Here is a 26,294-nt window from a genome sequence, read left to right on the forward strand (position 1 = left end):
GCCAAGCTTTTTATTATTTCGAAGTTTCCTTTTCTACTAATAGATACCCTATTGTAGCAAGTCATTGAGGAGCCTCTTCCACTACATTTCAATGAAGCACTACTTTGTCTCACCGAAAAGTGCCACTATTAGAACGTATATGAGTTCCTTGTGGGAAAGTAGATTTAATTTTTTAGTAGGAACGAACATATGGTGTACTTGCAACTATTATGTTCACAAAACCTCTTAATCTATGGGGGAACACATTATAAAATCCCTCTTAAAATACAAGACAGTATGCAGGTTAAGTTGGCTCAATTCGATAACACAGCTTCTATATCATGCGGAATACCATTGTTGTAGAAATGTGATATTCCCCTACATTGAGTCCATTAATAGCCACATCTGTAGCAGCATAATTTCAAACTCACTTCACAACTTCCACCTTATCATCTATTCTTATATACCTAACACAACTCTCATCTTCAGGTGATAGTCCTATACACTTAAAAACTCCTACAAATCTGTACCTATTGAATCCAAGATTATCTTTATATTTTGCAAAAACCGCTCTTTTCCGATCCTGATTGATTTCTTCCATTAATGTTTTCTTTCTGTTTTCAAGCATTTCTTGATTTTGATGCGATTCGTCAATATATGACCAGTCTTCTGCTAAATGGTTCAGCCAACCAGCAGCTGCTGATTTAGTATCACCATCAATAGTAATTGATAGTTTTGGACACCATAACCACGTATTATCAATTATTCTAAAACAACTTAGTTGATATCTTTTCGCATTCTTACCAAAGACAGTATTCGCAATATCTTTTATATCCTTAAAGCTTATGCCATCGTAAATGGATAGGTAGTCTTGCTTTTTCATCATTTGTAACTCTTCTTCATATGTCCTCCACTTTAGAGTCGTTTTTGAGGCCTTTTGCTTAATAATCCCAACAACCTCGTTAATTCTACTATTAATTTCCTCTATTGATTTACTAGCATCGATTCTAAGTATTTCAAAGTCCTCAATTGCTTCCTCACTAACTGCAGATATAATTTCATCCATACGTAATTTATCAGCTTCAACAACAGCTTGGTGATAAGCTTCATCTACTTCTATCCCTATATGTAATTGTGGAAAATAAAGATCCATTAGAGCATGTTTACCATCATTCCGTTTTACATATTGTTGACTAACTGGTTTTAGCTCCATATTATCTAACTTATGCCATATGGCAGTTAATATATAATTCTCATAGTCTTTTCTTTTTGTACGGGAAAATGTTTTTACTAAGTAATCACGTTTATTCATTGTTAATCCCCCTTACTGACTTTACTAATACCACTAGTTTACTATTATATAATAAAGCAAATCACAAACTAACATTTCTTCAAGAACTACCTAGGTTACGATAAAAGAAAACTCAAAATATCCACGGGTCAATTCCATCCTACCATTCGTCTAATCTTATGAAGGAGGTGCGCAGGTGTTTAGACCAGAACAAGAAGATATAGAAATTACGAAAGATGCCCTGTTGCATCAGATAATGATGAAGTATGGGACAGAGTTAAAGCAGATTGCCTATTTGTATGTGAATGATCGTGCTGAATGTGAAGATATCATTCAGGAAGTGTTTATTGCTTTTTATCAACATTTGGATAAGTTTCGGCATGAAGCTAGTTATAAAACTTGGCTAATTCGAATCACCATTAATAAATGCAAAGATCATCATAAGCGTTGGAGCATTAAAAACCTGATCTATAAATCAGAAATTCGACCGGTGAATGCAAGTCCATCTTCTGAAAATGAATTTATACAACAACAACATTCTAAAGAAATAATTGAACAAGTTGCTAGTCTTTCTCCCAAATATAAAGAGGTTATCATTTTATTTTACTTTCAGGATTTGAGCATGAGAGAAATTAGTGAAGTCCTAAATATTAGTATAAATACAGTTAAATCAAGACTTTTGCGAGGGAAAGAAGCTCTTCAACAAAAACTGGAAAGGAGGAACAAACATGAATAATTTCGATAAGAAAATCGTGAAGAGTTATTTAAATGAAAATATTACATTTTCAAATGAAGATAGTGAAAAGATTTTGCGAAAAATTCACCAAGGTAACAATACACCTAGGAAGATTAATCTTACCTATTGGACAGTTTTAGCTTCAGCTGCCATTATCTTTCTTGTATTAGGCGGAGCTTTTCTAAAGGATACATTGGTCGGTACAGAAAACAATCATAATGTACAGGGGCATAATAATTCCACATTACCTGTAGACTTGTCTGACATTGAATCTATGAATATTGGCGCGGAAATGCCTCGTCTCTTATATGCCGATCACAAAATAGCTGTTATGCAGGGAACATTTGGAGTTATCGTCTATAATACACAAGATTCCAAAGTAACGAACCGAATTTCATACGAGCATATAAAGCCTTATGGCATCTCTATGATGCTGGCATCTGTATCTGAAGATGGTACCACTATCTATATTGGAAATGATGATATGTCGAATGAATTCGAATTTACACATCAGTACGATATTAATACGAGAGTTATCAAAGAAACTACACAACAGCCAACACATTTGTTTAGTCCTGCGAATATTGAAACGCATGGATATAATGAAGAATACGATAAATATTTCGATCTAAACTATCTAACGGGTAACACCATTGTAGAATTTGAACATTCATTTATGTATGTAAGGTCCTCAGACTGGAATATGAAAAACTTACAAATCGTTCTTTATCATTATGAAAATGGTGAGAGTACAGTTTTTGATGTTTTTAAATAGGAGAATATTTGCTACTAAACCACACAAAAAAGTCCTCTTACACTTTTGTAACAGGACTTTTAAGCATCGAAAGACCTCCTCCCTTTAATAACCCGTTTTATTTGGTATAGTAATAGGTAATCACAAGGTTCCTATCTTTTGTTTTTACATAAATAGAAAGCCAAATAAGAGGTGTACAAAAATGAATGATATGGATAAATACAGAAAGTTAATTGAAAACTCGAAGATAACTGTTCTTACAGGGGCAGGTATTAGTACTGCGTCAGGTCTCCCTGATTTCCGTTCGGAGACAGGATTGTTTAATCTAGCGCCAGAGACCATCCTTTCGAGGGAATTCTTTTTTGATTATCCGGATGTTTTTTATGATTTTTTTGAGAAGTATCTTTATGTTCCAGAAGCACAGCCTAATGATGCGCACAAAATACTAGCTAAGTGGGAAAAACTTGGGGTCGTTGATTATGTCATTACGCAAAACATCGATGGCTTCCATCAAGGAGCAGGCAGCGAAAAAGTCATCGAATATCATGGTACGATGGCTACCGCTACATGCAATAATCCGAAGTGTCGAAAACAGTACACGGTAGAAGAACTGTTGAATAGGAAGAGCATGAAAGATAAGTTCTGGGAATGCGATTGTGGCCCTTCCTCTACAAGGCGTTATATAAAACCTGATATTGTCCTATATAATGAAACCGGTAAATGGATGCAAGGTGACCACGCTAAAAAGGTGTATGACATAGTGAACGAAGCAGAATTATTACTCGTCCTAGGTACTTCCCTTCGCGTGTACCCGTTTAGCTTTTTTATCAATTATCGCAATCCAAATGCGAAGGTGTTAATTATTAATAAGGGTGACACTACCTATGATAATGACCCTTCCATTCTTAAAATTGAAGAAGATATTGGAATAGCGTTGAAGAAGATTGATCCGTTTTAAAATAACTGGATTGTACTGAAACGTCCCTTCTAAAATGTTAAAGTATCTTTCGCGAAATACTAGCCTCATTGATATGATGAACAAGAATTATCAATCGACCTAACATTAATAAAATTTGCTCGTAAACACTTTGAGGCTTACGAGCAAGTAATTAAATTATAACGTGTTCAAGTTGAAATTTTTAAATTATCACACGATAAAGAGTTCATTTATCTGTTATTCTTTGGTTTCAACTATTCTTTCAAATAGCTTTTCATCATTCACACTAAAATTATATAATCTTACAGGTTTACCAGGAAACTGAATTTCAAATCCGATTACCGCATCTACAGTTGCACCTGGCTTTATATCAGCATCTCCCATTTTGACCAAATCTGGTTTGTAATCATCAGGGAATCGACCATTTGCCCCAGTTAATGTTTCAACAGTAACATCTGTTTCTTGCTCTGCGAATAATCCCATAGACATCCAAGGACTTTTAGGTTTATCAGTGTTATTAGTAAATGCTAGTTCTACTGCTAAAATCTGAACATCTCCAAATTTGTCTGTGATTTGTTCAATCTCTTTTATTTCATATACATACTTTCCATTGTCAAAACCAGTATCACTTACTCCCTGTCCTTTAGCATCTTCTTCAACATTATTTTCCTGTTCTTTGGACTCTTCTTGATTATTACTATTTTCTTCTACATCGTTTTGTTCATTAACATTATTGCTGGTATCATTTGAATCATCATTTCCACATGCTACTAACAGACTCAATAACAAAGTACTCATTAGAAAGAATAACTTTTTCATTATTAGCCTCCTTAAACTGTACAATAATTAATGGTATGACCTTTAATATGTACAACCTGAAAGCTATTATTACAAAATTACCAAAATGAAAGAACAACGCACACTTTCTTACAACATAATGCTCTCATACCTGGGGAATATAATATGCAAATCAATTAGAAAGTGAGGAGGTTCTTTTTGTTTTGCAGCGAATGTGGATATAAGATAGAAGACCAGTCCAAGTACTGCTCTAATTGTGGTTACAAAGTGAGAGAATTTGAAGCGCTCAAGCCTCATCATTATTCTAATTACACTAAAGAAATTTCCAATAATGCTACCATTACCAAAACAGAACTTGGCCACTTTCTTAACAACGATAAGGATTACTATTTTAAAAAATGGAAAATAAATCAAAATAGTAAGGTACCACTAATTAGTTGGAACTTATTTGCTGCATTTTTTGGATCGTTATGGTTAGGTTATCGAAAAATGTATTTGTATGTTGTAATAATGTCCGTGATTCCAATTCTGGCTCAGGTAGTTTTCTACGTTAACGGAAAGATTTACTATGGTGAAATGGATCCATTGCACATCATTTTTAGAATTATTTCCTTTTTTATCTTAGGAATAATAGGGAACAAGTTGTATTTTATTCATGCTACAAACAAAATATTAAAACTAAAAAATAAAAAACAATCCATTAATAGTGTTGATTTACAATTTACCGGCGGAAAAAGTCTAAAAGGCATCCTTTATGCAATATTAATTACTTTTGGACTCAACTTTTTAGCTTTTATCATATTTCCTTATTATGCAGCCGATCCAGTAGATTTTATTAAGAATAGCTATTTTACTGCCCATGATCAAAGAACAATTGGAGAACAGCTGGATAAAAATTTTCTTGATACTGAATGGGATTTCTTTAAGACTGAACAGGAGAATATTATTGTTGAGTTTAACGGAAGAATCCCTCATAACAATAAAGAAGTAATGGTCCAGTTTGAATTATTTTATGAGAGTCATCAATTTAACGTAGTTTTCATTTCAGTTAGCGGACAACCACTAAATCGATGGGAATATTTTTATGAATATATAAATAGTAAGAAGTAGTCAGTAGTCATAGGAGATGACGTACAAACTACCTTCACCTTAATCCCTATCGCATTTAGAGATTGGTTCATGTTTATGCATAGGAATCACCATCATTATTCAAAGGTACAATATCACCATTTGGATATTCCTTTACCAACTTACCATTTTTCTCATACACGATACTTTTGCATCAATTCTTGCTCGTTCACCTGTCATCTTAATCCATTTATCTGCCCAAGCAAATTTTCTCTTTGGTGCATTTTCTCTTTCTTCTAACATAAGTAACACCACCTTATTATAAAAATTATATCAGATTACAGTCGCAACAACATCTCGGGTAAGGCAGTTTATTTTCTTTTAATATATATTTGTATTGAAAATTTATAATGTCGTTTTAATGGAGTCAACATCCTAAGTATATAAAAAAAGGCTTGTATCTTCCCTTTACAATATGTTACATTGTATTGAACTATATGAGGTGAGAATTATGCTTTCTTTAGCAGATACAATTATATCGCTCTCACAACTACATCATCATATTCACTAGCCGTGCTATTAGATTTTTTAAAAAATCATTAATAGGATGGCTATTTATCATTAAACCGTATTTGATTAAGTTTTTTTCACTTAATTCAAGTGCGGTTTTTTATTTTTATTTACATATGGAGGAATGGAAAATGAGAAAAATGAATTATCAAAATGTAAAAGGTACTCAAGATTACTTACCGAATGAAGAAGTTGTAAGAAGAGACATTAAAAGAACGATAGTAGATGTATTCATTCAATACGGTTATAAACCACTAGAAACACCGATTCTAAATTATACTGAATTACTTGCTTCGAAGTACGGTGGTGGAGCTGAAATATTAGAAGAAATGTACACATTAACGGATAGAGGTGAAAGAGACTTAGCATTGCGCTATGATCTTACTATTCCGTTTGCAAAAGTGGTTGCGATGAATCCAACACTTAAAATGCCTTTCAAGCGATATGAAATCGGCAAAGTTTTCAGAGATGGACCAATTAAAACAGGAAGACTTCGAGAATTTACTCAATGTGATGTTGATATCGTAGGTGTAGAATCACAATTAGCTGAGGCTGAATTAATGTTGATGGCTTTTGATGCATTTAAAAAGCTTCAATTACAGGTGACTATCCAATACAACAATCGCAAATTACTTACTGGGATGCTCCGTGTATTTGGGACAGAATCAGAGAAGATAAATAAAGTAGTTTTAATTCTTGATAAACTAGAAAAAGTTGGTAAAGACGCGGTCTTATCTGAGCTTAATGATCAAGGTTTATCAAATGCAACATTAATGTTAATCGAACATTTTTTAACAGATGATGATAACTCAAGTCTCTCCTATTTCAATTCATATGCAGAGAAAAATGAAGAAGTAAGACAGGGTTTACATGAATTACGTGAACTTGAATCATATTTGGAATTTCTAAATATTAAGGAGCAGTGTGTATTTAATCCTTTCTTAGCAAGAGGATTAGAGATATACACGGGTACCATTTATGAAATATTCTTATCCGATCAATCTATTAAATCCAGTATCGGTAGTGGTGGGAGATATGATAATGCAATTGGTGGTCTGATTGGTAATAATGAAAACATTTCAACAGTAGGAATATCATTTGGCTTGGATGTAATTTTTACCGCAATCAGTTCATCCAAGGAAGAAATATATGAGAACCACAATGTAGATTATTATGTAGTTCCATTAGGTACACAAAAAGAAGCATTATTAGTAGCAAATGATTTAAGAAATAAAGGCTATAAAGTTGAATATGAAATGAGTAATAAGAAATTATCAAAAGCGCTTGATAAAGCAAACAAAGAGAAGATTCGCAACGTTGTAATCATTGGAGAGAATGAAGTGAAAAATGAACAATTTAAAGTGAAAGATATGTTTTCTGGAGAAGAAAGAATGGAATCATTTCAGTATAAATAAGTTTTAAAATGGCTCTGTTATGAAAAAAATCAGAACTTCGATGTTCTGATTTTTTTTATGTCTTCTTCAACTAAAGCACACTATAGTTAAAGAAAAGTTCAAACTAATAACTTGTAATAACGATATTCATTCCCGTTAAAATTTTTCACCTGTCAAGATTTCAAATATAATTTCAGAAGATGCTTTAGATAAAGTTCCATAATTTGCTTGTCCTTGAGTTATAAGTTCCAATCTTTCATATTCTTCATTTATCCAAACACTGTGTTCGTAAGAATTCAAAGTGAAACTATAATCTGGGGGAAGTATATCTACATAGACATTCCATTTCCAGTCCGCATTTCCCAAAGCCTCTATAACTTTTTTTACTTCTTCACTATCATTTATTTCATTAACTATTTCGTAATCACCATCGAAGTTTTTTTGTTTTACAATTACGGGATTACCGTCCCATGAAGTGCTAAAAACATTGCCTTTTGTTGCATTGTTTTTTTCGTGATTACTAATTGATACATCTTGACTGCATCCAACTAAACTAAGTCCAATTGCGAGAATTAAAACAAACAGCCCTTTCATCAAATTCACCTCAATTATAAGACGGATTGACTAACAGGATTGTTACAATTCTTTGTTTAACTATTCTGCACCCGCAATAGATCGGTTCCAGTCAATCTTGATACAGTCATACCTCGATTAAATATTCGCGTAATCGATGTTTCTCTGCTGGATTAGTTTTTGAATAGCTTTAAGAATTTCAGTCGCTCTCACAATCATCACCAACTCAAATATAAAAAGACCGACTTCATTATGTCGGTCCACTTTTTCTCTTTATTTATAAAAAACCTTCTCCACATTATACTTCGCTTTACGTTCGTTAATAATATACGTTTCGTAAATTTCGCGTTCCATTGGGTCTTCTACTACGCAAACTTGGATTTTGTAGACTTCGTTTCTGTGGTTTTTCATTGGTGAAACATTGTCTTCAAAATGTTTTTTGATTCTTTGGCGGATTTTGCGTGCTTTTCCAACAAAGAGCAGCTCGTCGTTTTTATTAAAAAACAAGAAGATGCCACCTTTGTCTCGTGGTATTTTGTGAAAATCAATGAAGCCATAAATATCTTTGATTTCGACTTCATTTTCTTTCGGTGTTTGTTTCCTTTGTGTGATGGTTATATCTGGTGTTGGTATCGTAATTTTTATCATGCTTGTCCACGTCCTTTTTTGTATAGAGATACATGCTATCATATGTAGCAATAAAATGCGATTTAACAGTTAATTCGCTTCCTGGCTCCTATTTTCTACTTTCTCTACTAGTGTAAATAAAAAGCGATAAATTAACCGATACGCTTCCTCTAATGACATTTCCGCTTGGAACCCGTCCACATAATCCAATGGGAAATTCAAGTCCCATACGCCATCATTTTGATTAAACATCAGTTCAAATCTCACTTCGTCACCTTGTAATTCACTGCGCAAGTTTTCTTTAAGTGTAGCGTCAAACTTCTTCTGCAACTTCAATCCTACCATGACGTCATACGTTCCAAATACATCATTCACTTCAAACGTAATCCCATCGACGCCGATGACTTCCAACCAGTTCGATTCTAAGTAGAGAAATTCATTTTTATGTTTTTGCAGGTAGTCAATTGGCTGTTGTAAAAATGCGAATGATTCTTCCGAAAGTGTTTCTTCTGTTTCTTTATCACATCTCTCTATGTAAGCATCTTGAAAACGAGTAGTCGGATCTTTTTCGATTAATGTCACGTCATTTGCAAGACCTTGTTTCTCGATATATGCTTTTTCCTCTGCATATACTTCCAGCTCTTTTCCTTCATTCACTTGTTTTGAAATGTATTGTTGTATTTGTTTTTGCAACAAAGTGTTCTCCTCCTTTTTTAGCGCGAACGTTTTTTATTTCTTGTTGGATTAGATCTTGGTCGGTTATATTTTTTACCTGTAATAGGTGTTGTGTGTTTGCGGTCTTCCGAGCGTTTTCCAGAATGCTTCTTCGTCCCCATTCTCTCATAATCCTCGCGATCAGGAATACTAACTCCTTTGATCACTTGTATCTCCAATTTTTGCTGAATCCCTTTTTCAATCATTCGAAGGAAATCAAGATCCTTTGGAGCTACTAATGTATAGGCAACACCATCGCCACCAGCACGGCCTGTTCGTCCAATTCGGTGCACATAACTCTCCACATCTTGAGGTATATCATAGTTGTAGACATGTGTCACCCCTTTTACATCCAGTCCACGAGCAGCCACGTCTGTCGCCACTAAAAACTGCGTCTTCGCTTCACGGAATCGTTTCATCGCTTTTTCACGTTTTGCTTGAGATAAATCACCATGCAACTCGTCAGAATTGTAGCCATTCAAAATCAACGCTTCGTGCAGTTTGCTGGCACGGAGTTTCGTACGACAAAAGATAATTGCTAAAAATGGCCGATGTTCGTCGAGCAAGCGGAATAATGTTTGTTGTTTCCTGCGGTCCGTTGTTTCAATCACAACCTGTTTAATCACTTCCACCGTTACTTTTTTCGCTTTCACTTCAATGATCTCTGGCTCCACCAAGTATTTTTGAGCAAGCGTTGTAATTTCATGTGGCATCGTCGCAGAGAATAGCATTGTTTGCGGAGAAGAAAGTGCTTCATCAATAATTTTATTTACCTCTGGAAGAAAGCCCATCAGTAACATTTGGTCCGCTTCATCGATTACGAACATTTTTACCGATAAAAGATCAATCGTTCCACGACGAATATGATCTAATAAACGTCCAGGTGTGGCCACGACAATATGCTGTGCACCTCTTAGCTTTTTCAATTGGTGCTCGACATCTTGTCCACCGTACACCGCTAGTACATTTATACCCTCTACGTTCTCGATCATTCTCTTAATTTCTTTAGAGATTTGCTGCGCCAATTCTCTTGTTGGCGTTAAAATAAGGGCTTGTACATCCGAACTTTGCACATCAATTTTCTCTAAAATAGGCAGCACAAAAGCCAACGTCTTTCCTGTCCCCGTTTGCGCTTTGGCAATGACATCCTTCCCCTCCAGAACGGCAGGAATCGTCCGTTCTTGAATTGGGGTAGGAGTTACCATTCCTAATGACTTTAATGTATAGTTAATTTCTTTTCGAATACCAAGTTGTAAAAAATCAGGCAAGATCATCACGTCTCTTTTCTTATATACCGTTTTAATTGTGTAAAGGCTTATTTACTATAGCATATTGGTTAGTATTTACAGAGTGATTTGGAATATTTATTTTGAAATTGAACTTAATGATTACTCATTATAACCATTTCACTTTTTCAACATATCCAAACACAAAAAAAGAACTTCCGTAAGTTTGAAGTTCTTTAAATGTTGATTTCTTTTCTTATTGTTTCTTTCCACAAATGGATGTTATGAATCGCATTACTTTCTCCACCACTATAAATATCTTCAATGGTCATGGTCCACCTTCTAAGTACACGATTTCTTTGCTTGCTAGGTAGTGGATTTGTTATTTTAGCAATATTGGAAACGAGTGCTTTATTTTTCTTCAGTATATAATCGATACTCCAATGATTGTCATATGCATCTTTAAATAAGCTTATCATAGCCTCATATCCGTTCTTTGTGTAGTTGGATGGATGTTGAATCATATAACAAGAAACAAGCCAAAAATGTAAATCGTATAATCTTGGATCGTTATGTTCCCACACTAAAGGAAATTGAAACATTTCGTAGCAGGTATATCCATCTTTTTCACTAGCTCCACATTCCACGCATTTTCCAGACTCCATTACTGTATTATTATCAACCATAGCCAACAAACCCTCCACTAAAATAAGTAAGTGAATTTTCATTTTAACCTTTTACGTTACGTAAAGGTCAATAATTTTCATGTAGCCATTTTTAACTTGACCACATGCTTCCCATATAAAAGTTCCTTCCATCTACTATCCCTGTGAAAAACCAATTCCCAAAACGGAAATGGAAAGTAAGCTTGACATTTTTCCATATAACGTTACTAAACATAAAAAACGGAAAAATAAAAAAAGGATTTTTGCTCCACAATGACGAATGTGCTAGGTTAAAAGAAATGGAGAGGATGGTTCATTTGTATCATCAGAACAGAATTGCTAAAGTAATATTCAACATGGGTATCATCGTTATTATTGCAGGTGCTGTAATCGGTTATATACTAGGAAGCCAGTCATATGAAACAGAATGGATTATCGTGTTACAATGGTGGATGACTGGCTTTTTATCTGGTCTGTTGTTTATCGGATTCTCTGAATTGATAGAAATACAATACAAAACTGCGATGAAGTTAGGTGTTAAACATCCGATTAGGTTTGAAAACGCTCTCGAAGAACAACCTATAAAAAATGATATAGATACTAATTGATGAATTACGTCCGCCCCCTTGTGACTTTAGATCTGAGTCAGGGTGTCAGTTTGTTATCTTTGAAAATTAAAATGCTTTTAATAGAAGGGTGATGTAAAAATTTAAAAACTTTATTTTCAGGATTAGGAACTTTAGTAAAAATACAACCCGACGAGGTTAGTTTCCAAATAGAACACCAAGCTGATTCTACTGCCACTACCCTACCCGATGTAGTAGCAGACTTTAACAAGCTATTAGCAAAACTTCAAGAAGCAGGGATAATGAAGAAGGAGTAGTTCTGTCGCAATGGGTTTATATACTAGTGAAAGTCCTCCTCCCATCTATTTATCGAATATTCCCGCCTCTTTATTACATACTAAACAGTAATAAAGGGGTGATAATAATGAGAAAAGATGAATCTATGAACTCAGCGAACGCAAACATTGAATTGAACGAAATCATGAATAGCGACAATAAAATCCCGTACAAAAAGGGTGCTAACACTACAGAAGAGGCGAATCTTGCCCTTCAAGAAGATTTTAATTCTACTAATAACCCAGAGGAAGTAGCGCCAACATACATTAGCAATGGTACTCAAGCAACGAAAATCACTGGTGAAAATAATTAACCAATCAGCAAAAGGGATATCAATAGCGATGTCCCTTTTTTGTTTATACCATATTAAGTTACTCAAACAGTTTTTAGACTTTAGCTGTAACCAAATTTCCATCCATTGGGAGTTCATAACAATTTCCATTCCTCTTGTAAGAGCGCATAATAATACTCATCCCACCACTCGTTTCCGTTTGGTATACATTTTTTAAAGTACCCTTCTCTTCTCATACCTATCTTCTCCATCACTCTCCATGATGGAGTATTCTCAGGTTGACACGTTGCGATTATTCGATGTAGATTCATTGTTTCAAAACCATGTTTTAACACGGAATAAGCCGCTTCCGATGCATATCCTTTATTTTGATAAGCAGGATTGAACACCCAACCAATCTCATATGTATGATTGCCAAAATACGGATGGAACACAATATGACCAATCAACGTTTGTTCTTCTCGTAGCAACACAGCGTAATTTTTCGCATCATCACCGCTGTTTTCCTCTACAAATTTCTTTGCCATTTCTTTGGTAAAAACACCTTCCGGAATGTATTCCATTACGTTACGATTACTTGTGTAACTATATACACTTTGCCAATCGTCAAATGTAAATCTTCTTATTAACAACCTGTCTGTAGTGATATTCAATTGGTTTCCCCCATATAATCTTTCATTTTTTTATTTTATCTCATTTAGTAAAAAAGGTATAAATTGGATTGAAGGTTTTCAATGGATAGTTTAGCCAAAATTAATGGTCTAAAAGGAAAAATTTGAGACTTTTTCAAATTAAAATCGTCTAATGTTGAAGGAGGAGATATCCTTGAAAAATGTTAAATACTTAATTGCTTTTATTGGGATAATTTCAATTTTTATATTTGGTTGTACAAAAGTAAATGAAGAACAATTTATAAAAGTACAAAAGCGTATTGGTGTTGAATATAATTATGAAGACTTTAAAGAAATCACAGAAAGTGAGCAAGTTCAAAAAGTGAAAGATATTATAAAGGATATTAACTGGAGAAATGCTCAAGTAGATATGGTGCGCCCTGCTGATTACAGATTTGTTTTTCAATTTAAAAACCCTGATATAGATGCAAAAGCAGTAACATATGAACTTTGGATAAGTCCGAACAAAGATAAAGTGGAACTCGTTAAAGACACTGAGGGTAAATATACTCAATTAGATACGGATAAGTCAGCAGAACTATTTGAAATACTTACGGGTGAAAAATTGTCAGACCTAAAATAACGACTTATAGGGAAAAAATTAGAACTTCCGATTATCTGGAAGTTCTATTTTTGCGTATACTTGTGCAATTATTCATTGACGCGATCCTTCGGTTTTTTATTATAGTTCATTATTCCTGATACAATCAGTATTCCTATAATACCACCTATAATTAAACTAATCATAAGCAGCCAATCTACTTCTTTATCCCCCAACCAACTCATTGCAAGTATTCCGATAATGATCCCCAAAATATGTCCGATAGCAATTTTTAAAGTATTATTCACTATTCCCCCTCCAACCATTGAATTAGTTTGTATATTAGTTAATCCAATTATAACAAAAATTTCCGAATTTTGTATCATATTCTCATTAAGAATCAATTAGTTATTTGAATGACTGAGTATTGGTACAGTTTGAGCCATGAATAGGATTGACACATTTAAAATTATGTTATATATTTCTAATATATTGTTATATATTTCTAATATTATGTTGTATATTTCTAACGTTGGGTGGTCATTTATTTTGAACATTAAAATATTACTTTTAGTAGTTACTTCTCTTGGTGTTGTATTCGGAATGTTATATCAAGCTGTTTCATTATTTCGAAATAATGACAGTTTATCAGCATCACTTTTATTAATTGGATTAGTAAGTTTTATTGGATTGATATCAATCATTTTAAAAAGACTTTTCTCTGAACTAAAACAAGGTATCACATTTGAAGATGAACGTTCTAAAAAAATTAAGTTACATTCAGCAGGAACAGCATACTTTTATTCCTTATTTATATGGATTGCTTTACTTGCTTTTCAAAAATACTTCAACAAAGATGACATTTTATTATTAGGATTAATTGGGATGGTTTCCACCCTATTTATATCTTGGGTTTTTACCAAGAATAAGAAAGGCTTAGAATAATGAAGACAAAGATTAAAGAATACAGAGCAAAGCATAATATGACTCAATTAGATCTTGCAAAAGCAGTTGGAGTAAGAAGAGAAACCATTAGCTTTTTAGAAAAAGGTGAGTATAATCCTTCTTTAAAATTAGCTGTTAAAATCGCTCACCAGTTCCACACAACTGTAGAAGATTTATTTATTTTTGAAGAAAGTGATTTCCAATAACTGCTCGTTTAAGGAAGGAGGTAATATAGATGTTCGTATATTTGTACCGCAAAATGAATAAAACTCAACAAATAATAACTTTAGGAATAACGGTTACAATGTTAATCACTGGTTCGCTAATGCTCTTCGTTTAATACAGGACAGTTTTTTGTAACAAATTAAAAGTGACATAAAGAAAAGAAAGTGCTTGGAATTGGAACTAAATTCATGCACTTTCTCATTTTTTAGTTTCATCTCTATTCTTACTAGCATTCGTTTCTGCCCTTATCAGCTCTTCATAAGATGCTATCGCCACTTCTAAATGCTGGATGGATGGCTTTGAAGTAAATAAAGTATATTGGAAAAAAGCACCTATCCAATAAAAAGGTGCCATCCATCTTGATTGAATAAGAAAAACTTCATAACTCAAACAAACACTAAGTATCATTAATACCGTAATTTGTGAAATAAAAAGAGATAGTATCAAATTTATAACAAAGAAAAAGACGACAAAATTAGTTCCGCAATGATGGTGTATTCTTGACTGTTTCATTACATCTGATATTTGAAGACTAGACAGTGTACTATAAGATGTATCTGTCATATGCTCAGCCGCATGATACTTGCCAAGATTACTCAGTTTGATAATTATTCCAAAAATAAACAATATGATTGCTACTAGTAATAAAAAGGAATGTTGAATCCATTCGGCAATAATGGGTAAAAAAGATATGGAGGTCCCACCATCACGACTTCCTAGTACAAGAAAAACGAAAATTGTAAGAAGAATTAAATGGATCTTCCACATCATAATTACAGGCTTTACAAATAAGAATAATCCCCGAATGAATGGTATTTTTCCAATCAATCTATCCAACTTTGGAGCAAGCTTTCGTTTAAAAATATTTATTTCTATTGTTCCATCTTTGCTTCTTATTGCTTTTGATCCATAATTCTCGGAATAGAAAACGACATGATTAAATCCCGCGGAACCACCTTTAATCATTGACATGTTACCTCCCTCCAAAAACTGTAATTATCCTTTTTCTGAGTTCGGAATGTATACGCTTAATAGCATAATAGCATGTAAGAATATGTGTTGACATGTTTCATACTTTATTTTCGTTGCTTCATAGAATTTATTGAGTTCTCTAAGCAATATAGTCAACTTTTTAATAAGTGGATTATTTTTTGATGCAGTATCATATTTAATCCCCATTACTACACACATAAAAAACTCATCTATCTTTTCAGTAATTAGGTTCCTATTTGGGATAAAGGTGAAAATATGTGTTACATACCCGTCCACAACATCTGAATCCCAAAATTCCTGTTCAGGTTCTAGCTCAAGTTTGGAAAGATTAAGGACCGTATCAATTACGTTGGCTTGATATAAAAAATATTGATATAGGGATTGCAAATTTTCATTTTCATCTGGATATTTATTTTTATCCTCTGTTATCTCCTCAAGTAACTCCCTTTTCTCATCTGATAACCCGATAACCGTATTACAAGATATATAAAATAACTTAATCGCATGAATATAATTCGCAGTACAATCATAATTTACTAAAATATCATATATCTTTTGAATACTTTCAGCTCTAGAGGAAACATTTTCAATAATATGTTCTAGTTTATTTAGATCTTTATATGTTATCTTCACATTACTAATCAAATCTACATACATTTTTATCATGTTTAGTGAATCATCATCAATGATATAATGTCCTTGTTCATTTGTATCTAGATTCATTCCCATGTAACCTATGATTCTATTAACCTTATTCCTATGATCTAATTCTAATACCTTTGCCGCTTGACCCGTTGTATATGCATTGGACATAACTATCCCCTCCTATTAATAATTTGTTTAAATTCATGTTAACCGTGACAGTGGTGTAACCGTCAAGACCTTACATTCACGATTTTTTAAAATCACTAAAAACAATTAAATCTGTTGCTGCATAGACACTTCCATAGCTGTACGTTACTTTTCCCCCTTCGAAAAAAGTGCCTGGCACCGGAACAATTCTGAATTGTTCCGGTGCCAGGCACGCTTCTCTATAGTCTAGACTTACATTTAGTTTAGTGGCAATTCCTTCCTTACTTAACCATCTCGATAGTTCACTGTCCTACCCCATGTCAATAAAAAAGGAGAGCAAGGATTTGGTGACAGTCCCTCATCACCCTAAAGCATTAACGCGATGGGGGATTGACCCAAACCCCCACTTCCAACCCCATTTAATTTTTCCTAACAAAGTAAATATTCTAAATCTATTTCAAATCCTTCTAAGATCTTCGAAGAAACGATTCCAACATTAGTTTTAATATCATGCTGTTCATACATGTTTTCTTTATTCAATGAATATACCGTGACCGTATTTAGCATAGGATTAACGATCCAGTATTCTTTGACTCTATAATTCATATATAGATTTAATTTTGTAATTAAGTCATGGGATTGATTTGATGGGCTAAGGATTTCGACAATTAATTCAGGAACTCCTACATATCGTTGGTCTGTAAATCCATCCTTATTGCAAATTACACTAATATCTGGGATTACAATTTTTGTTCCTTCTATCTCTTCATTTTTTAATTCAATATCAAATGGAGCATGAAATACCTCACAATGCTTCCTTTCAAGAAAATTACCAAATTTGATATGAAGTCTACTTGAAATACGTTGATGCTTAGTTGATGGTGAGGGCGACATATATACAGCACCATCAATATACTCTAATAATTCCTCACTACTTTCACGGATTTTAAAGTACTCATCTACTGAAATATAGGCCTTCCGATAAAGATTCATAACACCACTCCTTAAGCTCGAGCTCGATATCATTTGCTATATTTTAACACATTCCCAAAACACGATATAGTATTTACAGATTTTCCGTGTGAAAATGTGTAAGATGAATTCAATTCTTACCTAATTCAAGCTTTTTCCTCAAAACAAAAACACTTGCAAATATTTATTTATCAACATTTGCAAGTGTTATATCGTTACTAGTAGTCTTCATTTTCCATTTAGTTCAACAGTCGTTTTCTCTCAGCGACTTATACACATATATTATGCAGATTTCTTCTTAAGCTTCTAATTGCCGGTTCGCATCATAAGGAGAAACTTTTTTAATACCGCGGTAATATTGATATAACATGAAACAAACAATTGGTAATAATATGATATATATAATAGATTCAATGTTTATAGAATGTTGTAATTCTGCTGCAGACGAAAAATTTTGCTTAGCCGTAAAGATAGTTACAGTTGAAATTAAATTACTTACCGCATGTAAAATAATTGGTACGATCAATTTCTTCGTTTTTACATATACTAGACTGAAAAATACCCCTACTAAAAAGTAAGTTAAGTATAAACTTGAGTTAAAATGAAAGACTGAAAAAGTCATAGAACTCAAAACGATAGCCTTTCCTACCCCATACTTCGCGCTCCACTTATTTAATAGATACCCTCTAAACAGCAGTTCTTCGAAAATAGGTCCTAATGTGAAACTGAGTACTCTCATCATGATCAAATTAATATTTACAACTACTGCTCCATCTAAATAATCAGCATATAATCTTTCATATATTCCGGAGTTGAAAACGGAAGCGATTTGTACACCGATACTCTGTGAAAAATATGAAGCCAACTTCATAACGATTACAAATCCAAATAATAATAACCAAGGTTCGTTACGTAATGAAAAAGTACCAGTTACTTGCAACATGGATACGTCATTCCTGCGCAAGGTTCGAACTACTATGTAAATGGATAATACGTGATACGTTGCAACCATTAAAAATTCTAATTCAATTCCTATAATAGATTCAACGACTGTAAAGATAATGATAGACACAACATGAACAAGAACCAACTGCCATACAATACCCCATGAATTAATATTTGTTAGATAAGACTCTCCCTTGATGATAATTCCCCCTGTGATGTTTTTATAACCCCCAAGTTCAATAATACTTATAAATACTTAATCATAAAGTCCACATCATAATACATGTTATTTTTCAGCTTTAAACCTTTTCTCTCTGAACCAAATAATTCAAAATCCAAGGAGGAATAAAGTTTTTTTGCTGATTCATTCGTGGAAACAACAGCTAAATATAACTGTTCCAACCCTTCTATTTGTTTTGCTTTCTCTATTGCTACTTCCATTAAGGCCTTTCCAACTCCTAAACCTCTTATGGAATCCGAAACATACATGGCTCCAATATGCGCCCGATGCCTTAATTTATATAACTGTTCTTTATATAAAGTAATGATTCCAACCAGTTCGCCCTTCACAAAAGCTCCATATGTAAAAGAGTCGTTCGATTGAAACTGATTAAAATATTTATCTATCGAACAGTCTATTTCTTCTTCATAACTGGAAGCAAATGCTTCTGGAACTCTTTTTAAAGATTCAAGTCTAATGCGACGATACATTTCTGCATCTTCTAATGATGATAACATTCTAATTTCCACTGTTCTTCCCCTTTTTGCGATTAATCTTATTGAAGTTAAACTAGCCCTGTTAATATATTCATATCATACCACTCTTTTATGTAAGTTTTCATAAAATTCATATATTCGTAAAAATAGATTTCCAGCTACTCTTTTAGGATCTTTTTTATTCTGATTGATTCTTCTTTCTTGTCTATGTATTCAAACAAACCGATTCGATTTCCCCAAGGATCAGAAAAGGTGCACCATTTTACCGGAACTTCTTCACGGGAAAATATCTCAAAATCCTCAACCTTCAATTCATCTATCAACCTCGCTTTTTCTGCTGCTAGATCTTTTACAGCTAAGCGAAGTGGTCCACTCCCCGATGAAGGTTCTCCTTCTGCTACTTGTAACCAACATCCAGGTACTACCTCCCATTCTACAAACCCATCGTGCGGGATAAAATCGGCTTCCTTTTGTAAGAATGTTTGGTACCACTTATGGCCCTCATCTATATTAGTAACACGAACCTGATAAGTCATTTCAAAAAACATTTACATCGCCGCCTGACATCTTTTAATGTAAGAATTTTCATTTCTTTAGATTCATTTGATATTTACTATGTCCATCCGTTATACCAACAAGATCAAATCTATTATCCTTATAAAAGTTATTTAACTTTATGTTTTCCGCAACACAGTCTAATCTAAGATATTCTTGATCCCTATTGTTCTGTATCCAAGAAAGGATTCCTCTACCGATACCTTTATTCATATATGTTGGAATGATGGCAAGCCTATGCAAATAAAGCAATTTAGAGGAATTATCTTTACCCCAAATAGCCCTATCCCATTCCGTTTGTTTAGATGCTAATGTAAAAGTAGCCACCATTTCGTAATCTTTCAAAACAATATATGTTTCTTGATTACATACAGCTTGTTCAATCTCTTCATCATCACCTCCATCTAAAAGATAACGCCATTGGTCTATATCATTATCCTTCATCCACTGAGCGATTTGTTTTAACATTTTAATAAGATTACTAGTATCCTCTTTTGTAGCAAGTTTTATTTGATAACCTTCTAAGTGGTCAAAGCTCATTTCTTACCTCCAGTGAGTTTTTAAATGGCAATCTTAAATTTGAATTTTTTCATCCTTTATCGATCCATGCTTAACATATTTAATGATTTTTTCTGCCTCCGTTCTAACACGGATCCTTCCTTTTTCACTTAAATGCCAATTGTCTTGTCGGGTTACACCATCCTCCGCTGCGCATAATGTAAACTTAATCCAGCTTGGCATGTAAGTCCTTAATGTCATAGCTAGCCTCTTCATATGAAAGGTGTTTGTTACTACTAAGATTCTATTTATGTTTTGAAGCTGAAATTCTCTTTGTAATACCATTAAAGAAGCTAATACATTTTCTACGGTATTTAATGATCTTTCTTCCGTCAGTATATCTTTCTCTGGAACTCCTAAAATCAATGCTTCCTTTTTTAATAAGGCAGCTTCTGTCATCCCACTGTCCTCAAATACCATTCCACCTGAAAACAATATCTTTTTTGCTCTACCTTGTTTATACAATTCAATTGCAGCTGGCAGTCTGTAGCGAACTGCTGTTTTACTTCCTACAACCAATATGCAATCACCATTATGACCGTCATCTTCCGTATCCGAAAATATGAGTTTGGTTATTTGCTCCCTTGTCAATTCTTCAAAATTCAATTGAGTAATGTACATTCGTCACCTCTTTCTAAGAAATAAAAACTTCTCTCCTCATTCAAGTAAAGATGTGCTGTTTGTGTTTTTGGATCAAACAGATTTGTTATATTTCTTTATCTGAAAAAAGATATAATTTTTCCTCAAGTTTAAAATCATTTTTGTTATAAAATTGTAGGGCAACATCTTCATCTGCATCAACCATAAGAATTATATTTTCAACATCTTTTAAATAATCGATTTGACTATGTAATAACATCGTTCCAATTCCTGCTCTTCTATAGTTTTCATTCACTTCTATCCATTCAACATATCTCCAGTTCTGAAGTCTATTGATGTGTTTTGTGATATATGGCGGCATCTCCCCTAACCAACATTCACCAATTAATTCACCATTCTTTAGTCTACATTCTGTAATAAGTTCTAAAGTTTGCTCATTTTTCTTATGATGAATTTTATAGTCCAAATTAATATTTTTATGTACAAAACCTGAAGATGTAGATTTAGTCATCAGCATTGCGTAATCACGAATAGAAAAGCCACAATCAGTTAATCCGTCTATTATGTGATCCCAAGATTCAGGTATTCCCATCCAACCTACACCAAAATGAAACCTTGCTGGTACCCTTAATTGTTTACAACCTATTTTCTTGGATACGATTCCAATATGATCAATTAACAGTTGTAAGCACCTCTTATTTTCTGGATAAGTAAAAACCCAATTAATACAACAATCTTCTCTAGAAATAGGATAATCAATATCAAAACTTTCATATTGTGCCCACTCGATTGCAGCAATCAGTTTACCATCTTCTATTACACAACTAATATTCTTATTTAATTGCTTATATGGACGTTTAATATTGCACCACCATTCACCAGCGTTTTCCAATACATCTTCTACTTGGGACTCGGTTAATTCTATAAAAGGTGGGATATTTCGAATATGAAAATTGACCATTTTCGTTAGTTCAGGCAATAAGCCCTCGTGATATTCAATTACTTTCAGCTGTCTTCTCTCCTTTTTTTAAGAATAGGCATTATGTTAACCATTTCTTCAATTAACTGTAATCCCTTACAATTTGTTGAACAAAAAACCATAGCATTGTCTAAGACAGTAATCTTATTCAACTTAAGCTCTATTTTCTTGGACAAAAATCAAATAAAATCATCCGTAAATATCAAGTCCAACAACATTCATATCCTTAACATCAACAACTAAAACAATTTGTTTTGCAAATGAGCTCATAGCGCGGATCGTCACTTAATCCTTTAAATTATCATTTAATTTCCAACCTGTTGGTTGAAGTGATATTGAACCTCTATCAGGAAAGAAAGAACTCATTAAAAACTCACGTATCTTCTCTGTCTCCTCAAAATGCAATAAATCGATCATGTCTTTTTTAACCAGAAAATGTTTTAATTCTCTTGGTCCAGTAGCTAAATTAAGATTCTTTGTACGATATAGATCTGGTATTACTGGATAAATATCATTTGAAAGTAGGTGCTGCACAATCCTTTTAGAGTCCTTTTTAAGACCTCTAACATTTATTTCTTTTAGCTTTCCCTCAATGAAAATCTGCTTTACATCTAAATAATGAGGAACAATTTCATTCATTATTGTATTTAATGCATCTTGATTTGGGGTTGGCAATGATGTGAGGAAATCACGTTCAAACATTACATCAAAAGAGGCAAAAAACTGGCAAACTGGATTCATTTCCTTTAATTCAATTGTTGAATCTATTTTTTCAATTCTTAATTCCCTTTTACCAACATTAATTTCGAATGATGGTCTTTCAATTTCTGTAACCCACTTAAACAATGTGACATCCCCTAACTATAGATATGTAAGTTGCAGACTGTTTTCTTTCTCAACCATTATGCCAGTTACTTTAAGTGACCTCTTACAAGTTAATAGATTCTTATATTGAAATAATACCATAAATTTAATATTGCAAATAATTAACAGACTGCTATTCAAAATAGTTATTCACTTCTTTAACAGTACTCTTCAAATGCACAAGGCGAACCTCATCGTGACCACCTTCATCCCTTTTCCCTTCAACCGGGCACGTTACAAGCACCAACGTGACCGCCTTCATCACTTTTCCCTTCAACCGGGCACGATATGAGCTCCTGCGTGACCTCCTTCATCCTTTTCTCCTTCAACTGGGCACGCAGCAACCTCCTGCGTGACCTCCTTCATCCTTTTCTCCTTCATCTGGGCACGCAGCAACCTCCTGCGTGACCACCTACAGCTCATTCTCCTTCAACTGGGCACGCAGTAACCTCTAACGTGACCACCTACTGCTCATTCCCCTTCCACTGGGTACGATACAAGCTCCAGCGTGACCTCCTTCATCAGTTTCTTCATCTCTTCTTGCCCGTACCATTTAGACCGGTCACTAATTCTCCAAAACCACTTCTTTACTACCTTATTCCTAATAAGGCTTTTTTTCATTGTTAATTAGTTTAGGGCAACTGCCCAATCACTTAGGCTTTTTAAGCATATTCTTAATTGATATCAAAAAAGAGGAGGAGAATTTGTCTTGATAAATGATTATCAACGTATACGTCCTGGATTTGGAAGACCAGGATTTGGATTTGGGAGGCCGGGATTTGGTTTTGGAAGACCAGGATTCGGATTAGGATTAGGGTTCTTAGGTGGTCTTGCCACAGGAGCATTATTGGCTCCAGGCCCTGGATTTGGATATAACTACCCACCATACCCTTACTATCCGCCTTATCCGCCGTATCCATATCCATATCCTTACGATTTAAATTATAATATTCCATACTCTCCATACTAAAACGTAAATAATATTAAAGAATACGTTTTTTACTTTGGTATGACTTACATCACTTGATATTCAAAGCTAACTAATAAGGAATGGAATAAAAAAGCAGTTAATCCATCAACCTACTTTCTTTCCAACAGGCTGATATAGTGCGAAAGGATTCGTTGATTTAAACCACATAACAGTGGTTCCTTTTTATTTTATAAGTACCTATATAACGAGTGCCCATCTGTGGCCGTTAATATTAGAATGACCATTCATTCTCTAAAAGCTATTTTATGTTTTAATGCCCCAGATATATTTCCTATAACTCTTTACAACTATTAATAATCCAATTTATATACTATCTCCCCATCAATAACTCTACCATCTGCTTCGAATCCTAAGCTTTCATATAAATGTTTTGCTCGATGATTATTAGGCTCGAAACTTAAATAAATCACATGGTGCTCTGTATCTTGTTTGATCCGCTCAATCAGCTTTTCCATCGCTGCTTTCCCATACCCTTTTGACTGGTACCGCGTGTCTATCATTAACCGATATATCCAATACTCTTTATCTTCGTAATCCATACAGTACATCGTAAATCCTACTAAAATTTCACCCTTGTATATTGCTAAACACACACATTCTGGAAATGCTTTTGCTTGAGCTAAGGAAAATACATTCGTTGCCACAAATCCTTTTTGTTCTTCTGCTACACTCAAATCAATAACATCAAAAAAGTTATTTCTATCAATATCCCTAAACGTGATCATTCATATCACTCCTACCATTATGTTTTGCAGTGTCATTCTACCATACAGTTCATCGCTTATATAGAAATTTTTTGAAAATAAAAAAAGCCGCACATAGGCGACTTAAATGAGCGTGTTTCTTGTGAGATTTTTTACTTCAAAACCTTACAATAGCTACTATAACGACCCATGTGATAATTTTTTACTTGTAATGCAATAGCTGAATCAAGATTGTCTATTTTATCAGGCTCAACAAAAGAATTACCAGTACCGGGCAAATTTCTATATTATGAGAAGTTTGGTTTTTTGTTAGATTTTTTGAGTAAAAGTAGCTTAACAGGCTAAGTAAGATGAAAATGTTCAATATCACTTTCCATTTTTTCATTGAGTCCCCCATATTATCCCTACTTTTCAAAAAACACTTCACTCATTTCTAAGGTAAAGCGCTCCCACATTACACTCTATTATTCATCCAAAAAACTATCTATTATTTCATTCACTCGATTGGCTACCCATTCGATGTCATAGCCTACCTCTTCTCGAATGACAGTGTTATATAATTCTTCTAATCCAATCCGCAGCATATAGCAATATATTGTTTCTTTCGTTTCGTTATTTGTAATATATTTATTTTTTATTTCCTTAATGAGTGGTTGCAACTTATCTTCGTTCCAGAAAAGGAAATTTGCTTTATCATACAAATGGTCTCCATAAACGGACAAGGTCCAATCAATGATCCCTGTGATTTCATTATCCTTCGCCAATAAATTATACGAACCTAAATCTCCATGAACTAGATTTTTCTTGCCTAAACGAATGCAATGAATATGCTTCTTCAACTCGTTTATTGCTTTATTAACAACCTCTGAATCTAGACCTTTCTTTTCTATTGGATCCCAGTTATAAATATCATCATTGTAAACGGCCGTTATAAAATCCAGCCACGTAGGAAATGAAGCATTACCTGTACTGTCTAAATACCCGAATCCCTGTTTATCATCCGGCACTTCTACTGATTCCAACGTATCTAACAAGTTTAATACATTTGGAACAACGTCGTAAAACTGTTGGCTATTTAGATCAAACAACTTATCACCGTTTATAAATTTGGATATAGAATAAGCTAACTGATCATCCGTCTTGTGGACCTCTAATACACGACGAACTGGCAATTTTCCATTGAACTCTTTATCAATGAAACTTTCCTTTTTATAGTTTTCAACATACCCACCTACTTGAAAAATATATCGCTGTTCCCCTGCCTCAAAAAAGTAAGTTTGTGAAACCAATCCACCATTTAGTTCTCTCACATTAACTGCATCTGGATAATGCTTTTTCAACAAACGTTCGATTTCTTCAAAGGATAATTTCTTCGTCATTACAGACTCTCCTTTAAATAAGATTTTTCCTAACAATAATTCATCTAAGGAGAGTTTATAAATTTGACTTAAACGAATAATGGAATCAATATCAGGGTAGTTCTTCCCAACTTCCCAATTGGATAATGTTTGTCTCGTAATATTCATTTTTTCTGCAACTTGTTCTTGAGTAAGACCTGCTTTTTTTCTCTTGAGTTTTAATTTCTCGCCAATATTCATCACTATCTTCTCCTTGATTAAATTTTCTCATAAACAAAGGAAAAACATAGCAAGGATTCCTTGCACATCTTTAGTTTAAATAGAAAAGAGCTTATTCCTTTTTGAAGTAATGCACTCG

34 protein-coding genes are annotated in these 26,294 nt (G+C 33.7%); 11 read left to right on the plus strand and 23 right to left on the minus strand.

The window, feature by feature from the left end; genetic code table 11:
• Positions 1 to 406: 406 nt before the first annotated feature.
• Positions 407 to 1,291, minus strand: a complete 885-nt coding sequence (locus tag ACFPM4_RS14705; RefSeq protein WP_382353186.1) for an AbaSI family restriction endonuclease — start codon at positions 1,289 to 1,291, stop codon at positions 407 to 409.
• 175 nt (positions 1,292 to 1,466) lie between these two features.
• On the opposite strand from ACFPM4_RS14705, the gene ACFPM4_RS14710 reads away from it, so the two are divergent.
• The 3 genes from ACFPM4_RS14710 to ACFPM4_RS14720 all read left to right on the plus strand — a co-directional run bounded on the left by ACFPM4_RS14710 (position 1,467) and on the right by ACFPM4_RS14720 (position 3,718).
• Complete coding sequence (locus ACFPM4_RS14710) at positions 1,467 to 2,006, plus strand: sigma-70 family RNA polymerase sigma factor (protein ID WP_382353188.1); 540 nt, start codon at positions 1,467 to 1,469, stop codon at positions 2,004 to 2,006.
• The gene (locus tag ACFPM4_RS14715; protein WP_382353191.1) at positions 1,999 to 2,781 is read left to right on the plus strand and encodes a hypothetical protein; all 783 of its coding nucleotides are present in this window, start codon (positions 1,999 to 2,001) and stop codon (positions 2,779 to 2,781) included. The genes ACFPM4_RS14710 and ACFPM4_RS14715 overlap by 8 nt, the downstream gene beginning before the upstream one ends.
• A gap of 181 nt (positions 2,782 to 2,962) precedes the next feature.
• On the plus strand, positions 2,963 to 3,718 hold the full coding sequence (locus ACFPM4_RS14720) for an SIR2 family NAD-dependent protein deacylase (protein ID WP_382353194.1): 756 nt from the start codon (positions 2,963 to 2,965) through the stop codon (positions 3,716 to 3,718).
• Between the two features lie 216 nt (positions 3,719 to 3,934).
• On the opposite strand, the gene ACFPM4_RS14725 is transcribed toward ACFPM4_RS14720, so the two are convergent.
• Positions 3,935 to 4,516, minus strand: coding sequence for a DUF5067 domain-containing protein (locus tag ACFPM4_RS14725; RefSeq protein ID WP_382353197.1), 582 nt, complete (start codon positions 4,514 to 4,516; stop codon positions 3,935 to 3,937).
• 177 nt (positions 4,517 to 4,693) lie between these two features.
• Between ACFPM4_RS14725 and ACFPM4_RS14730 the strand changes: the two genes are divergently transcribed.
• Complete coding sequence (locus ACFPM4_RS14730) at positions 4,694 to 5,605, plus strand: DUF2628 domain-containing protein (protein ID WP_382353200.1); 912 nt, start codon at positions 4,694 to 4,696, stop codon at positions 5,603 to 5,605.
• A gap of 132 nt (positions 5,606 to 5,737) precedes the next feature.
• Here the strand turns inward: ACFPM4_RS14730 and ACFPM4_RS14735 are convergent, their stop codons facing one another.
• Positions 5,738 to 5,866, minus strand: a complete 129-nt coding sequence (locus tag ACFPM4_RS14735; protein WP_382353203.1) for a hypothetical protein — start codon at positions 5,864 to 5,866, stop codon at positions 5,738 to 5,740.
• 398 nt (positions 5,867 to 6,264) lie between these two features.
• On the opposite strand from ACFPM4_RS14735, the gene ACFPM4_RS14740 reads away from it, so the two are divergent.
• Positions 6,265 to 7,548, plus strand: coding sequence for a histidine--tRNA ligase (locus ACFPM4_RS14740; protein WP_382353206.1), 1,284 nt, complete (start codon positions 6,265 to 6,267; stop codon positions 7,546 to 7,548).
• Between the two features lie 135 nt (positions 7,549 to 7,683).
• Here the strand turns inward: ACFPM4_RS14740 and ACFPM4_RS14745 are convergent, their stop codons facing one another.
• From ACFPM4_RS14745 to ACFPM4_RS14765, 5 genes are all read right to left on the minus strand, one after another.
• Positions 7,684 to 8,121 (minus strand): YhfM domain-containing protein, encoded by a 438-nt coding sequence (locus ACFPM4_RS14745; protein WP_382353209.1) that lies wholly within the window; start codon positions 8,119 to 8,121, stop codon positions 7,684 to 7,686.
• Positions 8,122 to 8,373: 252 nt separating this feature from the next.
• Positions 8,374 to 8,748: a nucleotide excision repair endonuclease gene (locus ACFPM4_RS14750; protein WP_382353212.1), complete on the minus strand. Its 375-nt coding sequence runs from the start codon at positions 8,746 to 8,748 to the stop codon at positions 8,374 to 8,376.
• A 69-nt stretch (positions 8,749 to 8,817) separates the two neighbouring features.
• Positions 8,818 to 9,423: a branched-chain amino acid aminotransferase gene (locus ACFPM4_RS14755; RefSeq protein WP_382353215.1), complete on the minus strand. Its 606-nt coding sequence runs from the start codon at positions 9,421 to 9,423 to the stop codon at positions 8,818 to 8,820.
• A gap of 17 nt (positions 9,424 to 9,440) precedes the next feature.
• Positions 9,441 to 10,709, minus strand: a complete 1,269-nt coding sequence (locus ACFPM4_RS14760) for a DEAD/DEAH box helicase (RefSeq protein WP_382353218.1) — start codon at positions 10,707 to 10,709, stop codon at positions 9,441 to 9,443.
• 194 nt (positions 10,710 to 10,903) lie between these two features.
• On the minus strand, positions 10,904 to 11,353 hold the full coding sequence (locus tag ACFPM4_RS14765; RefSeq protein ID WP_382353221.1) for a DUF5946 family protein: 450 nt from the start codon (positions 11,351 to 11,353) through the stop codon (positions 10,904 to 10,906).
• A gap of 296 nt (positions 11,354 to 11,649) precedes the next feature.
• Between ACFPM4_RS14765 and ACFPM4_RS14770 the strand changes: the two genes are divergently transcribed.
• On the plus strand, positions 11,650 to 11,940 hold the full coding sequence (locus tag ACFPM4_RS14770) for a hypothetical protein (RefSeq protein ID WP_382353224.1): 291 nt from the start codon (positions 11,650 to 11,652) through the stop codon (positions 11,938 to 11,940).
• Positions 11,941 to 12,340: 400 nt separating this feature from the next.
• Positions 12,341 to 12,547 (plus strand): hypothetical protein, encoded by a 207-nt coding sequence (locus ACFPM4_RS14775; RefSeq protein ID WP_382353227.1) that lies wholly within the window; start codon positions 12,341 to 12,343, stop codon positions 12,545 to 12,547.
• 113 nt (positions 12,548 to 12,660) lie between these two features.
• Here the strand turns inward: ACFPM4_RS14775 and ACFPM4_RS14780 are convergent, their stop codons facing one another.
• Positions 12,661 to 13,179: a GNAT family N-acetyltransferase gene (locus ACFPM4_RS14780; protein WP_382353230.1), complete on the minus strand. Its 519-nt coding sequence runs from the start codon at positions 13,177 to 13,179 to the stop codon at positions 12,661 to 12,663.
• A gap of 172 nt (positions 13,180 to 13,351) precedes the next feature.
• On the opposite strand from ACFPM4_RS14780, the gene ACFPM4_RS14785 reads away from it, so the two are divergent.
• On the plus strand, positions 13,352 to 13,780 hold the full coding sequence (locus tag ACFPM4_RS14785) for a YhfM domain-containing protein (RefSeq protein WP_382353233.1): 429 nt from the start codon (positions 13,352 to 13,354) through the stop codon (positions 13,778 to 13,780).
• Positions 13,781 to 13,848: 68 nt separating this feature from the next.
• On the opposite strand, the gene ACFPM4_RS14790 is transcribed toward ACFPM4_RS14785, so the two are convergent.
• Complete coding sequence (locus ACFPM4_RS14790; RefSeq protein WP_382353236.1) at positions 13,849 to 14,046, minus strand: hypothetical protein; 198 nt, start codon at positions 14,044 to 14,046, stop codon at positions 13,849 to 13,851.
• Positions 14,047 to 14,287: 241 nt separating this feature from the next.
• Between ACFPM4_RS14790 and ACFPM4_RS14795 the strand changes: the two genes are divergently transcribed.
• Entirely contained in the window at positions 14,288 to 14,683 is a 396-nt protein-coding gene (locus tag ACFPM4_RS14795; RefSeq protein ID WP_382353239.1) for a hypothetical protein, read from the plus strand.
• Complete coding sequence (locus ACFPM4_RS14800; protein ID WP_382353242.1) at positions 14,683 to 14,889, plus strand: helix-turn-helix transcriptional regulator; 207 nt, start codon at positions 14,683 to 14,685, stop codon at positions 14,887 to 14,889. The genes ACFPM4_RS14795 and ACFPM4_RS14800 overlap by 1 nt, the downstream gene beginning before the upstream one ends.
• Positions 14,890 to 15,106: 217 nt before the next feature.
• Here the strand turns inward: ACFPM4_RS14800 and ACFPM4_RS14805 are convergent, their stop codons facing one another.
• The 11 genes from ACFPM4_RS14805 to ACFPM4_RS14855 all read right to left on the minus strand — a co-directional run bounded on the left by ACFPM4_RS14805 (position 15,107) and on the right by ACFPM4_RS14855 (position 23,145).
• Positions 15,107 to 15,880, minus strand: a complete 774-nt coding sequence (locus ACFPM4_RS14805; RefSeq protein ID WP_382353245.1) for a DUF1385 domain-containing protein — start codon at positions 15,878 to 15,880, stop codon at positions 15,107 to 15,109.
• A gap of 24 nt (positions 15,881 to 15,904) precedes the next feature.
• Entirely contained in the window at positions 15,905 to 16,714 is an 810-nt protein-coding gene (locus ACFPM4_RS14810) for a hypothetical protein (protein WP_382353247.1), read from the minus strand.
• 408 nt (positions 16,715 to 17,122) lie between these two features.
• A complete protein-coding gene (locus ACFPM4_RS14815) occupies positions 17,123 to 17,686 on the minus strand; it encodes a Uma2 family endonuclease (RefSeq protein WP_382353250.1) in 564 nt (187 codons plus the stop codon).
• 277 nt (positions 17,687 to 17,963) lie between these two features.
• Positions 17,964 to 18,755: a CPBP family intramembrane glutamic endopeptidase gene (locus tag ACFPM4_RS14820; protein ID WP_382353252.1), complete on the minus strand. Its 792-nt coding sequence runs from the start codon at positions 18,753 to 18,755 to the stop codon at positions 17,964 to 17,966.
• 101 nt (positions 18,756 to 18,856) lie between these two features.
• On the minus strand, positions 18,857 to 19,360 hold the full coding sequence (locus ACFPM4_RS14825; RefSeq protein ID WP_382353255.1) for a GNAT family N-acetyltransferase: 504 nt from the start codon (positions 19,358 to 19,360) through the stop codon (positions 18,857 to 18,859).
• A gap of 125 nt (positions 19,361 to 19,485) precedes the next feature.
• The gene (locus ACFPM4_RS14830; protein WP_382353258.1) at positions 19,486 to 19,875 is read right to left on the minus strand and encodes a VOC family protein; all 390 of its coding nucleotides are present in this window, start codon (positions 19,873 to 19,875) and stop codon (positions 19,486 to 19,488) included.
• 37 nt (positions 19,876 to 19,912) lie between these two features.
• On the minus strand, positions 19,913 to 20,422 hold the full coding sequence (locus ACFPM4_RS14835) for a GNAT family N-acetyltransferase (protein WP_382353261.1): 510 nt from the start codon (positions 20,420 to 20,422) through the stop codon (positions 19,913 to 19,915).
• Positions 20,423 to 20,455: 33 nt separating this feature from the next.
• Positions 20,456 to 21,061, minus strand: coding sequence for a YdcF family protein (locus ACFPM4_RS14840; RefSeq protein WP_382353264.1), 606 nt, complete (start codon positions 21,059 to 21,061; stop codon positions 20,456 to 20,458).
• 85 nt (positions 21,062 to 21,146) lie between these two features.
• Positions 21,147 to 22,019, minus strand: coding sequence for a GNAT family N-acetyltransferase (locus ACFPM4_RS14845; RefSeq protein WP_382353267.1), 873 nt, complete (start codon positions 22,017 to 22,019; stop codon positions 21,147 to 21,149).
• A 285-nt stretch (positions 22,020 to 22,304) separates the two neighbouring features.
• Positions 22,305 to 22,865 carry a hypothetical protein gene (locus tag ACFPM4_RS14850; RefSeq protein WP_382353270.1) on the minus strand — a complete coding sequence of 187 codons (561 nt, stop codon included), beginning with the start codon at positions 22,863 to 22,865 and terminating at the stop codon, positions 22,305 to 22,307.
• A gap of 151 nt (positions 22,866 to 23,016) precedes the next feature.
• Positions 23,017 to 23,145 carry a hypothetical protein gene (locus tag ACFPM4_RS14855; protein ID WP_382353273.1) on the minus strand — a complete coding sequence of 43 codons (129 nt, stop codon included), beginning with the start codon at positions 23,143 to 23,145 and terminating at the stop codon, positions 23,017 to 23,019.
• A gap of 447 nt (positions 23,146 to 23,592) precedes the next feature.
• Here ACFPM4_RS14855 and ACFPM4_RS14860 point away from each other — a divergent pair, with 447 nt between their 5' ends.
• Entirely contained in the window at positions 23,593 to 23,853 is a 261-nt protein-coding gene (locus ACFPM4_RS14860) for a hypothetical protein (RefSeq protein ID WP_382353276.1), read from the plus strand.
• A 311-nt stretch (positions 23,854 to 24,164) separates the two neighbouring features.
• Here ACFPM4_RS14860 and ACFPM4_RS14865 read toward each other — a convergent pair whose 3' ends face one another.
• Together ACFPM4_RS14865 and ACFPM4_RS14870 are read right to left on the minus strand one after the other, a co-directional pair.
• Entirely contained in the window at positions 24,165 to 24,599 is a 435-nt protein-coding gene (locus ACFPM4_RS14865; RefSeq protein WP_382353279.1) for a GNAT family N-acetyltransferase, read from the minus strand.
• Between the two features lie 443 nt (positions 24,600 to 25,042).
• Positions 25,043 to 26,176: a helix-turn-helix domain-containing protein gene (locus ACFPM4_RS14870; RefSeq protein WP_382353282.1), complete on the minus strand. Its 1,134-nt coding sequence runs from the start codon at positions 26,174 to 26,176 to the stop codon at positions 25,043 to 25,045.
• Positions 26,177 to 26,294: the final 118 nt, after the last annotated feature.

This window comes from Lederbergia graminis (genome assembly GCF_042655485.1).
GTDB lineage: Bacteria > Bacillota > Bacilli > Bacillales > Bacillaceae_C > Lederbergia > Lederbergia graminis.